This window comes from Achromobacter semiaridum (assembly GCF_053543755.1).
In genome coordinates this window covers 141,494-159,165 of the sequence record NZ_JBLVOL010000018.1, presented here as the reverse complement: position 1 = coordinate 159,165, position 17,672 = coordinate 141,494, and the positions used below count along the sequence as shown (strand labels likewise).

General features: G+C 65.4%; 19 protein-coding genes. All 19 read right to left on the bottom strand.

The features are described 5' to 3' along the window. Position 1 precedes the first annotated feature (1 nt). The 19 genes from ACNPP0_RS06170 to ACNPP0_RS06080 all read right to left on the bottom strand — a co-directional run bounded on the left by ACNPP0_RS06170 (position 2) and on the right by ACNPP0_RS06080 (position 17,627). Positions 2 to 766: an SDR family NAD(P)-dependent oxidoreductase gene (locus tag ACNPP0_RS06170; protein WP_448705300.1), complete on the bottom strand. Its 765-nt coding sequence runs from the start codon at positions 764 to 766 to the stop codon at positions 2 to 4. A 60-nt stretch (positions 767 to 826) separates the two neighbouring features. Next, positions 827 to 1,786 carry a Bug family tripartite tricarboxylate transporter substrate binding protein gene (locus tag ACNPP0_RS06165; protein WP_448705299.1) on the bottom strand — a complete coding sequence of 320 codons (960 nt, stop codon included), beginning with the start codon at positions 1,784 to 1,786 and terminating at the stop codon, positions 827 to 829. 135 nt (positions 1,787 to 1,921) lie between these two features. Then, on the bottom strand, positions 1,922 to 2,362 hold the full coding sequence (locus ACNPP0_RS06160; RefSeq protein WP_448705298.1) for an ester cyclase: 441 nt from the start codon (positions 2,360 to 2,362) through the stop codon (positions 1,922 to 1,924). A 181-nt stretch (positions 2,363 to 2,543) separates the two neighbouring features. After that, complete coding sequence (locus ACNPP0_RS06155; protein ID WP_332608585.1) at positions 2,544 to 3,359, bottom strand: N-acyl homoserine lactonase family protein; 816 nt, start codon at positions 3,357 to 3,359, stop codon at positions 2,544 to 2,546. 14 nt (positions 3,360 to 3,373) lie between these two features. After that, positions 3,374 to 4,087, bottom strand: coding sequence for an ABC transporter ATP-binding protein (locus tag ACNPP0_RS06150; protein ID WP_332608586.1), 714 nt, complete (start codon positions 4,085 to 4,087; stop codon positions 3,374 to 3,376). Beyond that, positions 4,074 to 4,856 (bottom strand): ABC transporter ATP-binding protein, encoded by a 783-nt coding sequence (locus tag ACNPP0_RS06145; protein ID WP_332608587.1) that lies wholly within the window; start codon positions 4,854 to 4,856, stop codon positions 4,074 to 4,076. Before ACNPP0_RS06145 ends, ACNPP0_RS06150 begins: the two co-directional genes overlap by 14 nt. Next, positions 4,853 to 5,827, bottom strand: a complete 975-nt coding sequence (locus ACNPP0_RS06140; RefSeq protein WP_448705297.1) for a branched-chain amino acid ABC transporter permease — start codon at positions 5,825 to 5,827, stop codon at positions 4,853 to 4,855. The genes ACNPP0_RS06145 and ACNPP0_RS06140 overlap by 4 nt, the downstream gene beginning before the upstream one ends. 3 nt (positions 5,828 to 5,830) lie before the next feature. Next, a complete protein-coding gene (locus ACNPP0_RS06135; protein WP_332608589.1) occupies positions 5,831 to 6,700 on the bottom strand; it encodes a branched-chain amino acid ABC transporter permease in 870 nt (289 codons plus the stop codon). An 18-nt stretch (positions 6,701 to 6,718) separates the two neighbouring features. After that, complete coding sequence (locus ACNPP0_RS06130) at positions 6,719 to 7,891, bottom strand: ABC transporter substrate-binding protein (RefSeq protein WP_448705296.1); 1,173 nt, start codon at positions 7,889 to 7,891, stop codon at positions 6,719 to 6,721. A 49-nt stretch (positions 7,892 to 7,940) separates the two neighbouring features. After that, entirely contained in the window at positions 7,941 to 8,789 is an 849-nt protein-coding gene (locus ACNPP0_RS06125; RefSeq protein WP_448705295.1) for an alpha/beta fold hydrolase, read from the bottom strand. Next, positions 8,786 to 9,181 carry a hypothetical protein gene (locus ACNPP0_RS06120; protein ID WP_448705294.1) on the bottom strand — a complete coding sequence of 132 codons (396 nt, stop codon included), beginning with the start codon at positions 9,179 to 9,181 and terminating at the stop codon, positions 8,786 to 8,788. Before ACNPP0_RS06120 ends, ACNPP0_RS06125 begins: the two co-directional genes overlap by 4 nt. A gap of 111 nt (positions 9,182 to 9,292) precedes the next feature. Continuing rightward, on the bottom strand, positions 9,293 to 9,964 hold the full coding sequence (locus ACNPP0_RS06115) for a 3-oxoacid CoA-transferase subunit B (RefSeq protein WP_448705293.1): 672 nt from the start codon (positions 9,962 to 9,964) through the stop codon (positions 9,293 to 9,295). After that, a complete protein-coding gene (locus ACNPP0_RS06110; RefSeq protein ID WP_448705292.1) occupies positions 9,954 to 10,646 on the bottom strand; it encodes a 3-oxoacid CoA-transferase subunit A in 693 nt (230 codons plus the stop codon). The genes ACNPP0_RS06115 and ACNPP0_RS06110 overlap by 11 nt, the downstream gene beginning before the upstream one ends. A 36-nt stretch (positions 10,647 to 10,682) precedes the next feature. After that, on the bottom strand, positions 10,683 to 11,855 hold the full coding sequence (locus tag ACNPP0_RS06105) for a thiolase family protein (protein ID WP_448705327.1): 1,173 nt from the start codon (positions 11,853 to 11,855) through the stop codon (positions 10,683 to 10,685). Next, the gene (locus ACNPP0_RS06100; RefSeq protein ID WP_448705291.1) at positions 11,855 to 12,253 is read right to left on the bottom strand and encodes a Zn-ribbon domain-containing OB-fold protein; all 399 of its coding nucleotides are present in this window, start codon (positions 12,251 to 12,253) and stop codon (positions 11,855 to 11,857) included. Before ACNPP0_RS06100 ends, ACNPP0_RS06105 begins: the two co-directional genes overlap by 1 nt. A 64-nt stretch (positions 12,254 to 12,317) precedes the next feature. After that, complete coding sequence (locus ACNPP0_RS06095; protein ID WP_448705290.1) at positions 12,318 to 14,405, bottom strand: 3-hydroxyacyl-CoA dehydrogenase NAD-binding domain-containing protein; 2,088 nt, start codon at positions 14,403 to 14,405, stop codon at positions 12,318 to 12,320. A 7-nt stretch (positions 14,406 to 14,412) separates the two neighbouring features. After that, a complete protein-coding gene (locus ACNPP0_RS06090; RefSeq protein ID WP_332608597.1) occupies positions 14,413 to 14,625 on the bottom strand; it encodes an acyl-CoA carboxylase biotin carboxyl carrier protein subunit in 213 nt (70 codons plus the stop codon). A gap of 72 nt (positions 14,626 to 14,697) precedes the next feature. Beyond that, positions 14,698 to 16,059 (bottom strand): acetyl-CoA carboxylase biotin carboxylase subunit, encoded by a 1,362-nt coding sequence (locus ACNPP0_RS06085; protein ID WP_448705289.1) that lies wholly within the window; start codon positions 16,057 to 16,059, stop codon positions 14,698 to 14,700. Between the two features lie 20 nt (positions 16,060 to 16,079). Further along, entirely contained in the window at positions 16,080 to 17,627 is a 1,548-nt protein-coding gene (locus ACNPP0_RS06080) for an acyl-CoA carboxylase subunit beta (RefSeq protein ID WP_448705288.1), read from the bottom strand. Positions 17,628 to 17,672 lie beyond the last annotated feature (45 nt).

The window sequence follows — 17,672 nt, the reverse complement described above, 5'->3', positions numbered from 1 at the left end:
CTTAATTCATGTGGGCGCCGCCGTTGATATCCAACGTCGTGCCGGTGATGTAGCTGGAAAGCTCGCTGGCCAGGAACAGGCAGCCGCCCGCGATTTCGTGTGGGCGTCCGGCGCGACGCAGCGGCCAGACTTGCGCGGCGTCGTCCTTGCTTTCATCCGAGCGTCCGGTGCGCGAAAAGTCCGTTGTGATCAGGCCCGGCGCAATCGCGTTGGCGCGGATCTTGTGTTCGCCGAATTCCTTGGCCATGGCGCGGGTAATGCCCTGCACCCCCGCCTTGGCGGCGCAGTAATGGGCACCACCGAAGATGCCGCCGCCGTTCTGTGCCGACAGCGACGAAATGGAAATGATGCTTCCCCCGGCGCGCTGAACCATGAAGGGGATGACCGCTTGGCTCAGGTTGAACACGCCCGTCAGGTTGACCCGCAGGATGCGTTCGAAGTCGGTGGGGGTGATGTCGCGGAACGTGGCTTTCTGCGTGATTGCCGCGTTGTTCACCAGCACGTCGATCACCCCGCCGGACCAGGCGGCCACCTTGTCGATGGCGGCGCGACATTGCTCGTCGCTACCCACGTCGCAAGCCAGCGCAAGCAACTTAGCCGCCGGGCCGCCCAGGTCCGCCGCGCTTTCCTGTATGCGTGCCTCGTCAACGTCCAGGATTGCCACGCGTGCGCCATGTTCAAGAAAGAGCTTTGCGGTGGCTTTACCGATGCCTTTGGGGTGCGCGGCCCCCGAGATGACGGCCACGCGGTCTTGAAGCAGTTTCATGAATGTCTCGTGCAGTTAAGGGGGCAACGCGATGGCTCGTTGCCACAGCCAAGGAACCGTCTATTGCGGCGTAATGCCGGCTTCTTTCGCCACCACGCGCCAGGCTTCGATGTCGGCCATGTTTGCCTTCTGGTGGGCGGGTCCGGCAACGTACTGGGCCGAAATGCCAAGCCCCAGCAGTTTGTCGATCACTTCCTGTTCTTTCAGCACCTTTTCCAAGGTCCCGGACAGTCGGTCGACGATGGGCTGGGGCGTGCCGGCGGGCACGTACATCGCCCAATTCAAATCGCGATCAAAGTCGATTCCCTGTTCCTTGTAGCTGCGGACTTCGGGCACGCTGGGCGAACGTTTGGTACAGACGGCCAGCCCCTTGACCTTGTGCTGCGTGACCATCGGCGTGGCGGTGGCCATATCGACGAAACCCAGGTCGATATGCCCGCCCATGATGTCCGTCATGATCTGCGTGGTGCCCTTGTAGGGCACGTGCTGCATCTTCAGGTTGCCCTTCTGCACCATGACCTCGCCACAGAAGTGACCCGTTGAGCCGATGCCCCAGCTTGCGTATTGGATGGAATCCTTGCGGGATTCCGCCAGTTTCTTCAGCCCGTCAATATCGTTGGCCGGAAAGTTGTTGTTCGCGACCACCATGATGGCCGAATTGCCGATGGCGCCCAGCGACGTAAAGCTCTTGATCGGGTCGTACGGCAGGTCCTTGTAGACCGACGGAGACAGGATGTGCGTCGTCATCCCCCCAATGGTGATCGTGTAGCCGTCCGAAGCCGAGCGGGCCACGGCGGCGATGCCTATCGTGCCGCCGGCCCCGGGCTTGTTCTCGACGATGACGGGCTGCTTCAGTTCTGCTGAAAACCGCTCTGCCAGGATCCGGCCCAAGGTGTCGCCGCCGCCGCCGGCCGAAAACGGCAACAGCATGCGGATCGGGCGATTGGGGTAGTCGTCGGCATGGGCGGCGCCCATGCCCAGCACGGTCAGCAGCGCGGCTGCAACGGACAGCTTCTTCATTGTTGTCTCCTCGGATTTATCCCCGGGTGCAGCGCCTGACCGGCCTGCCCGGTTTTTTCTGTAGAACGCATTGGCCTTACCAGGTTGCCCGCCTCCTGAACGGCGCAACCGCTACTGCTACCGCTACAGCAACCGCTACAGCAACCCAAGGGAACGCAGCTTGGCGTTCTGACAGGTGTACGGACGCTCGCAGATCACCTTGGCCGAATCAGGCGCGAATTCGAAGGTGGCCGCCATGCGAACGCGAAACTGGCGTCCCGTCGGCTCGTACGTCTTGCCGTCAACGGTGAACGGCCCGGCATGCGTGCCGGAAAGCCAGAATTCCACCAGGACAATGTCCGTGCCGTCGGCGGCGGCCACCGCGATGATCTCGTTCTTCAAGTCGGGAAACGAGGCGCGCGACGACTTGAAATACCCCATGACCTCGCTGTGGCCGTCAAAGACCGCACCGCTGGAGTGCATCTCGTATCGGGGGTGTTCGAAGGTGTCGATGACCTTGTCCCATTCTTGAACGCATTCCAGCGCCATGTGGTCAACGACGGTCTTGACGCGTGCAGCCTGCAACTCGGTACTCATGGAAGTCCCTTTTTGTGGAAACGTTTCCGCAAATTATGGACGGGGTGTTCGCCCATAAAAAGCTAGGGATTACGATAATTAGTGGAAACGATAACGCAGCCTGCTTCGACGAGGCGATGCTAGGAACCGGGCTGCGCGCAAGGGATGGCTTGAACGGTTGGGGCCGTGGCGTCGAACGTTGTTACGGCTGCTGCGCTACCCCAGGCAGAGCTTGGCAATGCAGCATCACCACGTGCGCCGACCCCTGCCACTTCGGATACCGATCCAGCACCAACGGGTCATGCCCGGGCACCACATGCTGCTCGGATTGCGCCGCGCCAAACAGCTTGCCGTATCCCGACAGCATCTGGGCCGTGTTGTAGACGATGGGAAACGGCCTGCCCTGCCCCATGTTTTCGTAGTAATGGCTGGCGTCGGACGCCAGCACCACCCAGCCGCGTGCCGTATGCACGCGCACCGCTTGCAGGCCCTTCGTGTGGCCGCCGATATGCAGCAGTTCAATCCCCGGCAACAACGTACTGTCGCCGTCATGAAACTGCACCCGGCCGTCATACACCCGCCGCACCAGCGCGACCACGTCTTCCACCGCGTAGGCATGCCGCAGCGGTTCAAAGCACATGCAGCGGCCGGTGGCATAGTCAAGCTCGTCGTCCTGCACATGAAAGCGCGCCCGCGGCAGCAGATCCAGATTGCCCGCGTGGTCGTAATGCAGGTGGGTCAGCACCACGTGCTGCACGTCTTCGGGCTGCACGCCCAGCGGCGCCAGGGCCGCGATGGGGCATTGGATCAATTCGCGCCGGCGCAGGCGCGCCATGTCGGCATTGAACCCCGTGTCTACCAGCACAACCCGGCCCGCGCCGCGTATCAGCCACACGTAGAAGTCCATGGGCATGTCGCCGTCGTGCGGATCGCCACCCAGGAAGTTGTCGCGCCTCTGGCGCGGCATCCGGGCGTAGCGGATGGCGTGGATTTCGTATTCAGGAAGAACGTTCTGCATCGCCAAGGCTCTCTTCATATGCCCAGATAGGCTTTCTGCACAAAGGGGTCGGCCAGCAGTTCGGCGCCCTTGCCGCTGCGCACCACCTCGCCATGTTCGAACGCATAGGCATGATGCGCCAGGCGCAGCGCCAGCCGCGCGTTTTGCTCGACCAGGACGATGGCGATGCCGCTGTCGCGGTTGATGCGCTGAATGGCGTCCGCGATTTCGGCCACAACCTTGGGCGCGATGCCCAACGATGGTTCGTCCAGCATCAACAAGCGGGGTTGCGCCATCAGCGCGCGGCCAATGGCCACCATCTGCTGCTCGCCACCCGACAACGATCCCGCCAACTGTGCACGCCGTTCCTGCACACGCGGGAACAGCGCGTAGATCTCTTCCAGCCGCGCGCGGACGCGGCTGCGCGACCTGACCCCATGCGCGCCGGCCATCAGGTTATCCAGCACGGTCATGCGGCCGAACAAGCGCCGCCCCTCCGGCGACAAGGACAAGCCGGCCGATACCCGCGCCGCCGAACCCTGCCGCGCGATGTCTTTCCCGTCAAACACAATGCGCCCGCCCGAGGCAGGCGCCAAGCCGATCAGTGCCTTCAAGGTAGAGCTTTTGCCCGCGCCGTTCGAGCCGACCAACGCAACGATCTGGCCGGGTTCAACCGTGAAGCTGATGCCGCGCACCGCCTCCAGCGGCCCGTAGCGCACCTTCAGTTCCTGGACGTCAAGCATGGGCATAGTCGGGGGCTCCCAGATAGGCCTCGATCACGGCGGGGTTGTCGCGGATGGCTTGAGGCGTGCCTTCGGCGATTTTTTCTCCCTGCACCAGCACCACGATGCGATGGCAAAGTTCCATGACCAGCGCCATGTGATGTTCCACCAGCAGCATCGTCAACCCTTCCTCGGATTGCAGGCGGCGCAGCAACCGCCCCAGCTCGTTGCATTCTTCATGGTTCAGCCCCGCCGCCGGCTCGTCCAACAACAACATGCGCGGCCGGCAGGCCAGCGCAACGGCGATGCCCAGTTTTTTCTGCAAGCCGTAGGCGAGCGATCCGGCCGCCGCGTCGCGCCACTCTTGCAGCTCAAGCAGGACCAGAAGCCGGTCCACTTCCCGCGCCACCTCCGACGCGGGCAACAAGTCCTGGTTACGCCCGGCCAGGCGACGCAGCCAGGAATGTTGAATGCGCGACAGCATGCCGCGCCGGATGTTATCGGCCACGGTGGCCTCGGGATAGGTCGAGGTGGATTGAAACGTGCGGGCCAGCCCCCTCACCACCACGCGGCTGGGCGGGCCGCCCGAAATGTCACGGCCGTCAAAATGCACCGAGCCCGATGACGGTGGCATCGTGCCGCTGATGACGTTGAAGGCCGTTGTCTTGCCCGCGCCGTTGGGGCCGATCAAGCCCACGATTTCGCCCGGGGCGATGGCGAAGCTGACGTTGCGCAAGGCCGCCAAGCCGCCAAAGCTGCGCGACAGGCCCTGCACCTGCAATAAAGGTGGGTTCATGGAAACTCCTTGTGCCGACGCGATTGCCACGGCCCCGGCAAGCCGGCCAGGCCCGCCGGCAGAAAACGCAGGATCAGGATCAGCGCCGCGCCGTAAAAAATGTGCTGCGTTTGCACCGCCCCGCGAAACAGCTCGGGCAGCGGCGTCAGCACCATGGCGCCGATCAGCCCGCCCCATACTGAGCGGCGGCCGCCGATGACCAGCATGATGATGAAGCCGATGGATATGCTGGCGTTGAATGACTCGGGCGACACGTAGCCCACGTAACGCGCCTGCAAGGCGCCGCCCACCGCCGCCAGCGCGCAACCGGCCACAAATGCGCACAGCTGAATCCGGTGCACGCTAAGGCCGGTGGATTCGGCCAGGGCCGGGTTCTCGGCCACGGCGTCGATGGCGTGGCCGAACGGCTGCCTTGCCACCGCGCTCAACAGCGCGACGGAGCCCAGGGCCACGCACAGCGCCAGGCCGTAAAAGCTGGCCCGCGTATCGAACACGATACCGGCCAGCGCGGCCGGCGGGATGCTGGCGACACCGTTCGCGCCACCCGACCAGGACGAGCCGTCCAGCAAGATCAGCCGCACCAGCTCCCCGAACGCAAATGTCACCAGTACAAAATAAACGCCCTTCAAGCGCAGGATGATCGCGCCCAATATCAGCGCCACGCCCGCCGTCAACGCCACGCCCACCAAGGTGGACGGCAGAAAGCTCCACCCCAGGTGGCGCGCGGCCAGCACCGAACCGTACGCGCCCACCGCCACGAAGGCCGCGTGCCCCAAGGACAACTGCCCGCAGCGTGCAATTAGCGCCAAGCCGTTGACGATCAGTACATTCAGGCAGGTCAGCACCGCCAGATGCTGGGCGAACGGCCCGGCAAACCACGGCGTGCACGCCGCCACGGCCAACGCGGCCCACAACAGCCAGCGTAATGGCGCGGGCCGCGCCACGGCTGCATCAAGTGAAAGGTCCGTCATGGTTTATGCCTCCCCCCGGCCCAGCAAGCCCTTGGGCCGCACGACCAACATCACGATCACGACGGCGAAAATCAGCATGTCCGCCGTGCTGCTGTCGAACAGCAGGCTGCCATAGCTTTCCGCCAGGCCCAGCGCCAGGCCCGCGAAAGCCGCGCCGGGGATGCTGCCCAGCCCACCCAGGATCACCACGATGAACGCCTTGAGCAGCGGCGTGGCGCCCACGAATGGCGACACCGAGAACAGCGGCGCCATCAGCGCGCCGGCCACCGCTGCCAGCCCTACCCCCAGGCCAAAACCCAGCGGGTAATAGATGCGCGAGCGGATACCTTGGATGCCGGCTATTTCAAAGTCCTCGACCACGGCGCGCAGCGCGCGGCCCGGCCGCGAGTGACGCAGAAAGCCATACAGCAAGGCCAGCGCCAGCAAGGCGAACACCACCACGTACACGCGCGACAAGGGCACGACCAGCTTGCCCATGCGGGCCGTGCCCTGGGCGACGGCGGGCATGGACAAAGGGTCGGGGCCGAAGAACATCAAGGCCAGGTTTTGCAGGATCATCGCCAGGCCGATGGTGGCGATCATGCCGTTCAGCTCATCCCGGCGAAACGGCTTGAGCACACCCCATTCCAGCACCGCGCCGCCGGCCACCGCCAACGCGAAGGTCAGCGCCACGGCGGGCAGGAACGAGAAACCCGCCTGTGTCGTCAGGTAATAGGCGCCGAAGGCGCCCAGCATGTAGAACTCGCCATGGGCGAAGTTCACCATCCGCATCACGCCGAACACCAGCGTGAAGCCCACCGCCATCAACAGATACAGCAACCCCACGATCAAACCGTTGATCGTGGCCTGCGTCAGCAAAATGCTCCAATCCACGTGGCATCCCCCGCCGCGCTAGCGGCATCCCTCGACGGTGCAGCGCGCGCGGATGACCTCGCGGCCATCCTTGACCTCGGCCACGTAGAACGGCGCGTTCAACTGATGGTTGATGCCGTACATGGCCTTGCCCGTCCAGCTGAGCTTGCCCAGGGATCCCTCAAAACCTTCCAACTTTTCCAGTTCAACGCGAACGCGGTCGGTATCTTCCACGGTGCCGGCGCGGCGCATGGCTTCGAACAGCATGTTGGTGCCGTCATAAAACGCGGGGCTGAAGCCGTTCATCGCGTGCTTGTACTTGGCGGCATACCGCTGGGCGTAGGCCTTGGTAGCGGGCAGCTCGGGATCGATGGGCGTATGGACGAACATGCCCTCGGTAGCCGCCTTGCCGGCCACGTTGACGATTTCCTGCGTGGCCGGGCCGCCAGTACGCACGATGCGTCCTTCAAAGCCCAGTTCGCGCGCCTGCTTCACGATCAAGCCGGCCGTGGTGGGTGAATTGCCATCCAGTTCGATGGCGTCGATGCCGCGCGCCATCATGCGCGTCAGCACGGGCACGAAATCGACGCGGTCGCGTTCGAAGAACTCCTTGACGGACAAGGCCGCCCCAGCCTTTTTGTAGGCAGCTTCCAGGTCCAGCGCAATCTGCTGCCCGGTTTCGTCGTTGGGGAACAGCGCACCCACCTTGCGCAAACCTTGCGACTTGACCAGCCAGTCGATCTGCGGCTGCGACACCTCGGCGGTCGTCACGTTGGGGCGAAAGGTAAAGGGTTTGTCGGCGGCCAGCGCCTTCGCGGTAAAGCCCAGGGTCATCACGATTACCTTGTTCTTTTCCGTCATGGGCTGGATCGCCAGCACGGGCGCCGATCCCACCGGGCCGATCACATAGCGCACCTTGTCCTCGAACACCAGGCGGTTGGCTACGGTAACGGCTTCGTTGGCCTGGTACTTGTCGTCATAGGCCACCACCTGCACGCGATACTTCTTGCCGCCCACGTCCAGTCCGCCCGCCTCGTTCACCTGGTCCGCCCCGATCTCGGCGGCGTTCTTCATGCCCTGCCCCCAGGCAGCGCCGGCGCCGGACAGCGTGACCAAGGCGCCTAGCTTCAGCGTGCCCTGTGCCTCTTGCGCCTTGACGGCGGGAACCGCGGCCAGCGCAAAGATGCCGGCCAGAATGATCGGATAACGCATGATGCCTCCTGTGAGTCGCGGGCAGTGCCTGCCCGTCGTTGATGCCGGGCTATAGGTGGGCGATGGCGTCCAGCACCGGCAGGATGTAGCCGCGAAACTGCTGTGGGTTTTCGCTCATGGGGAAATGCCCCAATTCGCGCATGATGGTGATCTGCGCGCCCGGAATGCCGGCGGCAGTGCGCAAGGTGTCTTCGGGCGTGCACGAAAAGTCGTATTCCCCCGTCAGCAAATACAGCGGGCAATGATCGGTACGGATGCCATCCAGGCGACCCCGCAAATCGCCGTCGACGCGATAGAAATACAGGTCGCCGCGAAACACGCCGGGGCCGCCCTGCATGTATTGCCACAAGGTTTCGTGGCGATAGACGGCCGGTGACTGCGGCGCCACCAAGCCCGATACCAAGGCCGCGCAAACCTCGCCGCCATGGACGTCGCCGCGATGCAGCCAAGACGTGTCGTACCAGGGCTGCTGGAAATCAGCCGCTTCGACGCCGATCAACGCGCGAAAACGTTCGGCGTGCTGATGCGCCAGCTGCAACACAATGCGCCCGCCGATCGAGCAGCCGATCAGCGCCGGGCGATCCAGCGCCAGCGCCTGGCAGAACGCCATGACCGTTTCCACGTAACGCTCGGTGGACAAGCGATATTCCTCGTCCTGCCAGCCGGCCGGCGGGTACGACTTGCCATGCCATGGCATGTCGAACGCAATGACGCGATAACGCGACGTGATGTCCGCATCGCACAGCATGTGGCGGTACTGGCGGCTGTCGGCGCCGGCGGTGTGCAGGCAGACCAGCGGGATGCCCTCGCCCGCTTCTTCGAAGTAAACACGGCAAGGCTTGCCGGCGATGTCGATGTGCACATAACGGCCAACGATGGGTTCCAGGGCGGCGTTCATCCGTGCGCCTCGCGGCCCGTTGCCAGCAGATCCTTGACGAACTGCAAGTGCGCCATCAAGGGTTGCAGCTTGCCTTCGATAGACAGCTCGCCGCGTTTGCTCAACGCAAAGATGTCATGCCAGCCCGCATCCGGCACGGCTTGCCAGAAGCGCGACCAGACGGCGGCAGAGGCGCGCAGCGATACGTCGCAGGAAGGCAGCGGCGCGGTGGGCGCGTCGGCGCTGGTAACCCGGCCGTCGCGGATCCGAACAAGCAGCGGCGCATCGCCCACACGCAGCAGCAGGTCCATATCGACCTGGCGCGGCCGTGAAAACGCCAACGCGCGGCTACGGAATCGATGCGCAAGCTGCGCGTCCGACGCGTGTTGCGCTGGCAAGGCGTGGTTTTCCATTGTCTCTTCCCGCTCAGGTCGTTCTTATGTACAGAACGTATATTCTTTCTATAAGAACATTCTAAGTATCGAAAACTTCCCGTGTCAACACGGGGAAGTACGAGCCGAAGGTTATTCAGGCGACAGCACCCGCCAATCGTCCGCCAGCGTCAGCGGACAATCCGTCAGCTCCTGCAAGGCGTCAAAGCGCAGCCCGGCCACCATCGCGTTCACTCGCATGCCATCCGGCAGCACATCGATGATGGCCAGGTCGGTATAGATGCGGTCGACCACGCCCGCGCCAGTCAGCGGATAGCTGCATTCGCGCACGATCTTGGGCTGGCCGTCCTTGGTAACGTGGTCCATCGTGATGTAGACCTGGCGCGCGCCGGCCACCAGGTCCATCGCGCCGCCCACGGCCGGAATCGTGCCCGGCGCACCGGTGTCCCAATTGGCCAGGTCGCCGCGCGCGGACACCTGGAATGCGCCCAGCACCGTCAGGTCCAGATGGCCGCCGCGCATCATGGCGAACGACACCACGTGGTCGGTGATGGATGCACCCGGCAATAAGGTCACCGCTTCTTTGCTGGCGTTGATCAGGTCCAGGTCCAGCGGCGCGTCGGGGTCGCCGGGCCCCATGCCGACGATGCCGTTTTCGGTGTGCAGGATCACGTCGCGGTCGGCCGGCAAAAAGGCCGACACCAGCGTCGGAATGCCGATGCCCAGGTTCACATAGGCGCCATCCGGAATGTCCTGCGCCACCAGGCGCGCAATCTGGCGTCGATTCAGCTTTTCATATTCCATGATCGCGCTCCACCTGCACCACTCGTTTAACGAAAATTCCCGGCGTCATGACGTGTTCGGGCGGGATGGCGCCCAGGTCCACGATGCTGTCCACCTGCGCCACCGTGGTGGTGGCCGCCATGCACATCACCGGCGCGAAGTTGCGCCCGGCATAGCGGTACACCAGATTGCCCCAGCGGTCCGCCGTGCGCGCCTTGACGAAAGCAAAGTCCCCCTTCAGCGGGGCTTCCAGCACGTACCCAACGCCGTCTATCACGCGCGTTTCCTTGCCTTTCGCCAAGGGCGTGCCAAATGCGGTCGGCGTGAAAAACGGCCCCAGCCCCGCGCCCGCCGCGCGCATGCGTTCGGCCATCGTGCCCTGTGGCACGCATTCAAGCTCGATTTTGCCTGCGTGGTAGGCCTCGGCGAAGGCGGCGGCGTTCGGCTTCTTGCGATCCGACGAACGCGCGAAAGAGCAGATCATCTTGCGCACGCGCCCGGCTCGCACCAATTGGCTAAGGCCACGCTCACCATTGCCGGCGTTGTTATTGACGATGGTCAGATCGCGCGCGCCTTGCCCAAGCAACGCGCAGACCAGTTCGGTCGGCACGCCCGAGGCGCCAAAGCCGCCGATGAGAATCACCGCGCCGTCTTGTACGCCGGCCACCGCGGCGGCCAGCGTATCCACTGTTTTGTCCAGCATGAAAATCCCTTTTCTAAGGATGGCGCAAGGCCGGCGTCAGCGCGTGGACGGACCGCCCAGGATGGCGGTGGACTGGCTGGACAAGGTGCCGCCGTTACCGTGCACCAGCGCGATATCCGCGCCCGCCACCTGTCGTTCGCCCGCCTGCGCCCGCAGCTGACGCACGGCTTCTATCACCAGGAAAATGCCGTACATGCCGGGATGCACGCACGACAAGCCGCCGCCGTTCGTGTTCACCGGCAGACGCCCACCGGGCGCAATGCCGCCGCCCTGAACAAAGGCGCCGCCTTCGCCCTTGTTGCAAAAGCCCAGGTCTTCCAGGAACAGCAGCGTGTTGATCGTGAAGGCGTCATAAAGCTCGGCCACGTCCACGTCGGCTACGTTCAAGCCGGCCATGGCCAGCGCGCGCTTGCCGGATTCCGCCGCTGCCGTCACGGTCAGGTCTTCCATGGAGGAAATCTGCCGGTTCCACACCGCCGTGGCGCTGCCCAACACGTACACGGGCGGCTGCCGCAGCTGGCGGGCGCGGTCGGCGCGCACCATCACGTAGGCGCCGCCGCCATCGCTGACCAGGCAGCAGTCGCGCACCGTCAATGGATCCGAGACGGGGCGCGAACGCAGCACGTCGTCGATCGATAAGGGGTCGCGCATCGCGGCCTCGGGGTTCAGCGCCGCCCAAGCGCGCGCCGCGACGGCCACTTCGGCCAGCTGTTCGCGGGTTGTGCCGTATTGATGCATGTGGCGGGCGGCGGCCAATGCGTAGGACGTCACGGGCTGTAGCGGCGAATACGGATGTTCGAAGGGTTGGGGGTCCAGCAACGTGCGCGCCTTGACGCCTTCCTTGCGGCCGAACGTGGCGGTCTTTTGCGTGCTGCCATAGCAGACCAGCACCGCATTGCACTGCCCCGACGCCAATGCCATCACCGAGGGCAGCAGGTGCGAGACGAAACTGGAGCCGCCCAGCATCGTGGCTTCGATATAGCGCGGACGCAGGCCCAGGTATTCGGCAACGGGCATGCTCCACATCGTGGCCGACGAACTGCATGTGGCCAGCCCGTCGATGTCTTGCATCGTCAGGCCCGCATCGGCCACGGCGCGCGACGCGGCTTGGGCCAGCACTTCCATTTCGGTGTAGCCGTGTGCTTCGCCCAGGCCCGCGTGCCCGACCCCGGCAATGGCGACGCGGCCCCGCAGTGATTCCAGCGTCATCATGCGGCCTCCACGGGCTCGAACACCACCCGCGGCTGGGCCGCTTCCAGCAACACCCGCGCCTTGACCGGCATGCCGATCCGCAGCCGTTCCAACGGCACGCCGTCCACCCGGCTCATCATGCGCGCGCCCTCGTCCAGATCGATCAGCGCCACGTTGTAGTCGCCGCCCGCTTCCGGCTTGCGCCGCACGATGCTGAACGAATAGACCGTGCCGGTGCCGGCGGGGTCCGTCCACGCCAGGTCGGTCGCGCCGCAGTGCACGCATAGGGTGCGGGGAAAGAACTGATGCCGCTTGCATGCCGCGCAGCGCTGAATTTGAAAGCGGCCCTGGGCCAACGCGGCAAAGTACTGTTCCTGCGGCCCCCGCGACGGGGCTTCGGCTTGTTCCGTATCCATTGCTGTCTCCTTCTATTTGTTCTGTGTCGCCGCGCGCGATATCACGATGCGGCGGGCCAACGATTTACAAGCCCGCAAAGCGCTTGCCCTGCGCCACCAGGCGTTCCAATAACGGGGCGGGCTGCCAAAGTTCGCCGTGTTGATCGTGAAAGCGCCGGATGGTGGCCAGCACATTTGGCAAGCCTTGCTGGTCGGCATAAAACAGCGGGCCGCCCCGATGCGCCGGAAAGCCGTAGCCGTTGACGTAGATAACGTCGATATCGGAAGCGCGGCGGACGATGCCCTCTTCCAGGATGCGGGCGCCTTCGTTGACCAGCGCGTACATCGTGCGTTGCACGATTTCTTCGTCCGTAATGTCGCGTTGCACGATGCCGTCTTGCCGGGCGCATGCCTCGATCAACGCCAGCACCCGCGGGTCATCCAAAGGTTCACGGCTGCCCGCTGCGTAGCGATAAAAGCCGGCGCCCGTCTTCTGCCCAAAGCGCCCTTGTTCGCACAGGCTGTCGGCCACGCGCGAATAGCGCAGGTGCGCCGGCCGGGTCGATGCGGTGCGCTTGCGAAACGCCCAGCTGATGTCCAGACCCGCCATGTCCGCCATGCGCAGCGGCCCCATGGCCAACCCAAAACGCTGCAAGGCGCCGTCAACCTGCGATGGCGACGCGCCTTCTTCCAGCAGAAAATGCGCCTCGCGCGTGTACGGACTGACCATGCGGTTGCCGACGAAGCCGTCGCATACGCCCACCAGCACCGGCAGCTTGTCCATCCGGCGCGCCAGCCGGAACACCGTGGCGATGACGTTGCCGTCCGTCTGGCGGCCGTTGACCACCTCCAGCAAGCGCATGACGTTGGCCGGGCTGAAAAAGTGCATGCCCAGCACCTGCGCGGGCCGACGCGTAAAGCCGGCAATCTCGTCGATATCCAGGCGCGACGTGTTCGACGCCAGAATCGCCCGCGGCTGGCACACTGCGTCCAGCGCGGTAAAGATCTGGCGCTTGACGTCCATGTCCTCGAACGCGGCTTCGATCACCAGATCGACATCGCGCAGGTCGTCCATATCCAGCGACGGGTGGATGCGCGCCTGCCGTTCGTCCACCTGCGCCGCCGTCAGCTTGCCCTTGGCGGCCGTCGCGGCGTAGTTCTTGCGGATCGCCGACCAGCCGCGCTCCAGCGCCTGCGCATCGCGTTCGACCAGCACGACCTCCAGCCCGGCGTTGGCCAGGCTCATCGCGATGCCGCCGCCCATCGTGCCCGCGCCGACCACGCCCACGGTGGCGATGCCCGCTGTGGCCGTCCACTCCTTCGGCAATTTGACGGCGGCGCGCTCGGCAAAGAACAGGTGACGCTGCGCCTGGGACTGGCTGCCGTTGACCAATGTCAGGAAGTGCTCGCGTTCAAGCGCCAGGCCGTCTTCCAGCGTGCTGTGGGTGGCGGCTTTCACGCAGTCGATGCACGCCAGCGGCGCCACGCAGCCACGATAGCGGCGGGCGGCCTGTTCGCGGGCATGCTCGTACACGCCCGGATCTTGCGGCGCAGGCACCTGCCGCGCGCCCACGTTGCGCCCCGCCAGTGGCGCGTCGGCCGCCGTCCGCGCATAGGCAGCGGCGCGTTCCGGTAGATTGTCGGCCAGGACCGCATCAAGCAGGCCCCAGTCCAGGGCGGTTCGGGTGTCGACAGGGTCACCCTGCGCAATCATCGTCAGTGCGCGCTCGACGCCGACGATACGGGGCAGCCGCTGCGTGCCGCCGGCGCCGGGCAACACGCCCAGCTTCACCTCGGGCAGGCCTAGCGACGCGCCTTCCAGCGCGATCCGGTAATGGCAACCCAACGCCAACTCCAGCCCACCTCCCAAGGCGGCGCCATGTATTGCCGCAACCACGGGTTTGGATGCCCCTTCGATCAACGCGATCAGGGACCGCAGTGTCGGTTCGCGCGTCGACATGGGGGTATTGAATTCGCGGATCTCGGCCCCGCAACAAAAGAAGCCGCCGTCCCCGATCAAGACCAGCGCGCGAACTTCCGGGTCCTGAAGCGCGTCGTTGATGCCGACCTGCAATTCGCTGCGCAAGGCCGCGCTCAGGCTGTTGACCGGCGGGTTGCACAAGCGCAGCATCGCGACCCGGCCCGCCTCGGTTCGTTCCGTATGGATCAGCATGGCGGCGTTACTCCAGCTCGACCACAACCTGGCCTTCGCCGACCTCGTCGCCCTCGCCCACCAGCACGCGCGCGACGATGCCCGCGCGTTCGGACTCGACGGGAATTTCCATCTTCATCGACTCCACCTTGATGACGCTATCGCCGGCGTCCACGCGCTGCCCGGGACGCACGCTGACGGCAACCACTCGGCCCACCACGGGGGTTTCTACTTTGAACATTGTTGTCTCCTTGAATACTTCAGTTCGGTCCACGTTGCCAAAGCGGTCAATGCCCTGGCTGCTGCTTGGGGTTCACGCCGCCTGCGCCGCGCGCGTCGCGTCCAGAATGCGGGCCCCCATGCCGGTGGACACCTGGCCCGCGCCAAAGCCCGGGTCGTCCAGCACGCGCAAGATGAAGGGAATGTTGGTCTTGACGCCGTCCACCTGAAACTGCGTCAGCGCCTGCTTTAACAACAGCAGCGCCTGGTCGCGCGTGGCGGCATGCGCGATCACCTTGGCCAGCATCGGGTCGTAGTGGCTGGACACGCGGCAACCCTCTGCGTAGCCCGTCTCGACTCGCACGCCGGGCAGCGCGGGCGGCGCAAACGCGCGCAGCACGCCCGGCGACGGCAGGAAGCGCACGGGGTCTTCCGCGTAGACGCGCGCCTCCAGCGCATGCCCTTGCAAGGGCGGCACCCGCGCCAATACGCTGCCCATGCGTTCGCCCGCCGCCAGCCTCAGTTGCGCGGCCACGATGTCGATGCCCGTAACCGCTTCCGTCACAGCGTGTTCGACTTGCAGGCGGGTGTTGATTTCCAGGAACGAAAAGCCGGACTCGGGCGTGTACAGCATCTCGACGGTGCCGATCACGTCGTATCCCAACGTCGACAACATGCCCTCCAGCTTTGCGGCCATGTCGGCCACCAAGTCTCGGTCCAGCCCCGGCGCGGGCGCTTCTTCCAATACCTTCTGGTGCCGCCGCTGCGTAGAGCAGTCGCGTTCATACAGGCAGCGAACTTGCCCGTGGCGGTCCGCCAGAAACTGGAATTCCACATGGCGCGGGTTGACCAGCAGTTTTTCCAGATACAGGTCCGATCCGCCAAAGCTGCGCTCGGCGATCTGCCGCGCCCGCGCCCATTCGGGTTCCACGTCCTGCGGGCCGTGCAGCGGAATCATGCCGATGCCGCCGCCACCGGAGGCCGGCTTGATCAGCACCGGGTAGCCCAGGTCCTGGGCCGCATGACGCACGGCGCCGGGGTCGGCGCCCAACACGGCACTGCTGGCGGCCATGGGCATGCCCAGCGCCCGCATCGCATCGCGCGCCCGCGTCTTGTGCCCCAGCATTCGTATCCAGCGTGGCGACGGGCCCACGAAGATCATGCCGGCCGATTCCACGGCCTGGGCGAAGTCCGCGTTTTCGGACAGGAAGCCATAACCCGGATGCAGTGCATCAGCGCCCGTCTCGCGCGCCACGCGCAGCAGCGTGTCGCGGTTCAGATAGCTTTGCACGGCCGGCGCCGGCCCGATGGGAACGGCCACGTCTGCTTCACGCAGATAAGGAAGATCGCGATCCGCCTCGGAATACACGGCAACCGATTCCAGGCCAAGCGCGCGCAGCGCACGGATGACCCGCCGGGCGACAGCGCCCCGATTGGCGACGATGACTCTTTTCATGTTGCGCCCCAAGCCCGCCGTCATGGCCGATACCCAAAGGCGCGCGGGCCGGGTTCGCGCAGGGGCGCGACCACTTCCATGAACTCTTCCAGCACCTGCCGCGTGGTGGCCGGATCGATGATGTCTTCCACGACGAAAGCTTCGGCGCTGCGAAACGGCGAGGTCAGGCCGCGCACGCGCGCTTCGATTTCGCGCATCTTGGCCTGGGGGTCGGCGGCGGCTTCGATCTCGGCCTTGTAGGCCACTTCCAAGCCGCCTTCGACCGGCAACGATCCCCATTGGGCCGACGGCCATGCATAGCGGAAATTGAAGCGGCCCGCGCTCTGGTGGCCGCCGCCCGCTACGCCAAAGGCCTTGCGCACAATGATCGAGCACCAGGGCACGGTGGACTGCGCCACCGCCGTCAGCGCGCGCACGCCGTAGCGCATGGCGCCGGCCTTCTCGGCGTTCAGGCCGATCTGAAAGCCGGGCACATCCACCAGGTTCACGACCGGCAAGTGAAACGTTTCGGCCAGGTCGAGCAAGCGCGTGAACTTCTCGGCGGCCGGGCCGTCCCAGCCGCCGCCGTAGTGATAGGGGTCGCTGGCAAACACCGCCACCGGCCAGCCGTCGATGCGCGCCAGCCCCGTGATGACCGCCCTGCCCCAGCGCTTGCCGATCTCCATGAACGAGCCCTCGTCCATCAAGGCCGACACGATGGGTCGCATCTTGTAGACGGCGCGCGGGTCGGCGGGGATGGCCTGGCGCAGCCAGTCCTGGCCGGCCGACGCGACAGCGCTGCCAGTCGCGCGCGGCGGCAATTCATGCACCGAACGCGGCAGGTAAGACAGGAAGCGCCGGGCCATGGCGAAGGCGTCGGCTTCCGAATCGGCTTCGTCGTCCACCACGCCGTTGCGGGTATGGATGTCGCTGCCGCCCAGTTCGTTCTTGTCCAGCGTCTGGCCGATGCGCGCCACCACCGGCGGCCCGGCGATGAACAGCTGCGAGGTCTCGCGCACCATGATGGCGTAATGGCTGGCAGCCACGCGCGCCGCGCCCAGGCCCGCCACCGACCCCAGGGCCAGCGACACCACCGGCACCGTGGCCAGGTTCTGCGCCATCAGCGGCCACATGCGCAGCTTGGGCAGCAAGGTGTGGCCCTTGATCTCGATATTGCGCACCGACCCGCCGCCGCCCGTGCCATCCACCAGCCGCAATAGCGGCAGCCGCAGGTCATGCGCCATGCGCTCGGCCTCGACCAGCTTGTCGCCCACCGCGCCGTCGTTGGCGCCCCCGCGCACCGTGAAATCGTCGGCCGCCACCACCACCGGCCGGCCTTCGACCTTGGCGCGGCCGATCAGCAGGTTCGATGGCGTCAGGTCGATCAAGCGGCCTTCGGCGTCGTATTCCCCGCTGCCCGCCAGCGCGCCCACCTCGCGAAACGATTCGGCATCGACCATGCGCGCAATGCGTTCGCGCACCGGCAGCTTGCCGCCTTCTTGATGCCGGCGCACCTTGGCCTCGCCCCCCATGCGTTGCGCCAGTTCTTTGCGCAGCGCCAATTCTTGCAGTTCTTTGTCCCAGGACACGTGTGCTCCTCCCTGCCCGTTGCCGATGCGGCGGTTGCCGCCCGG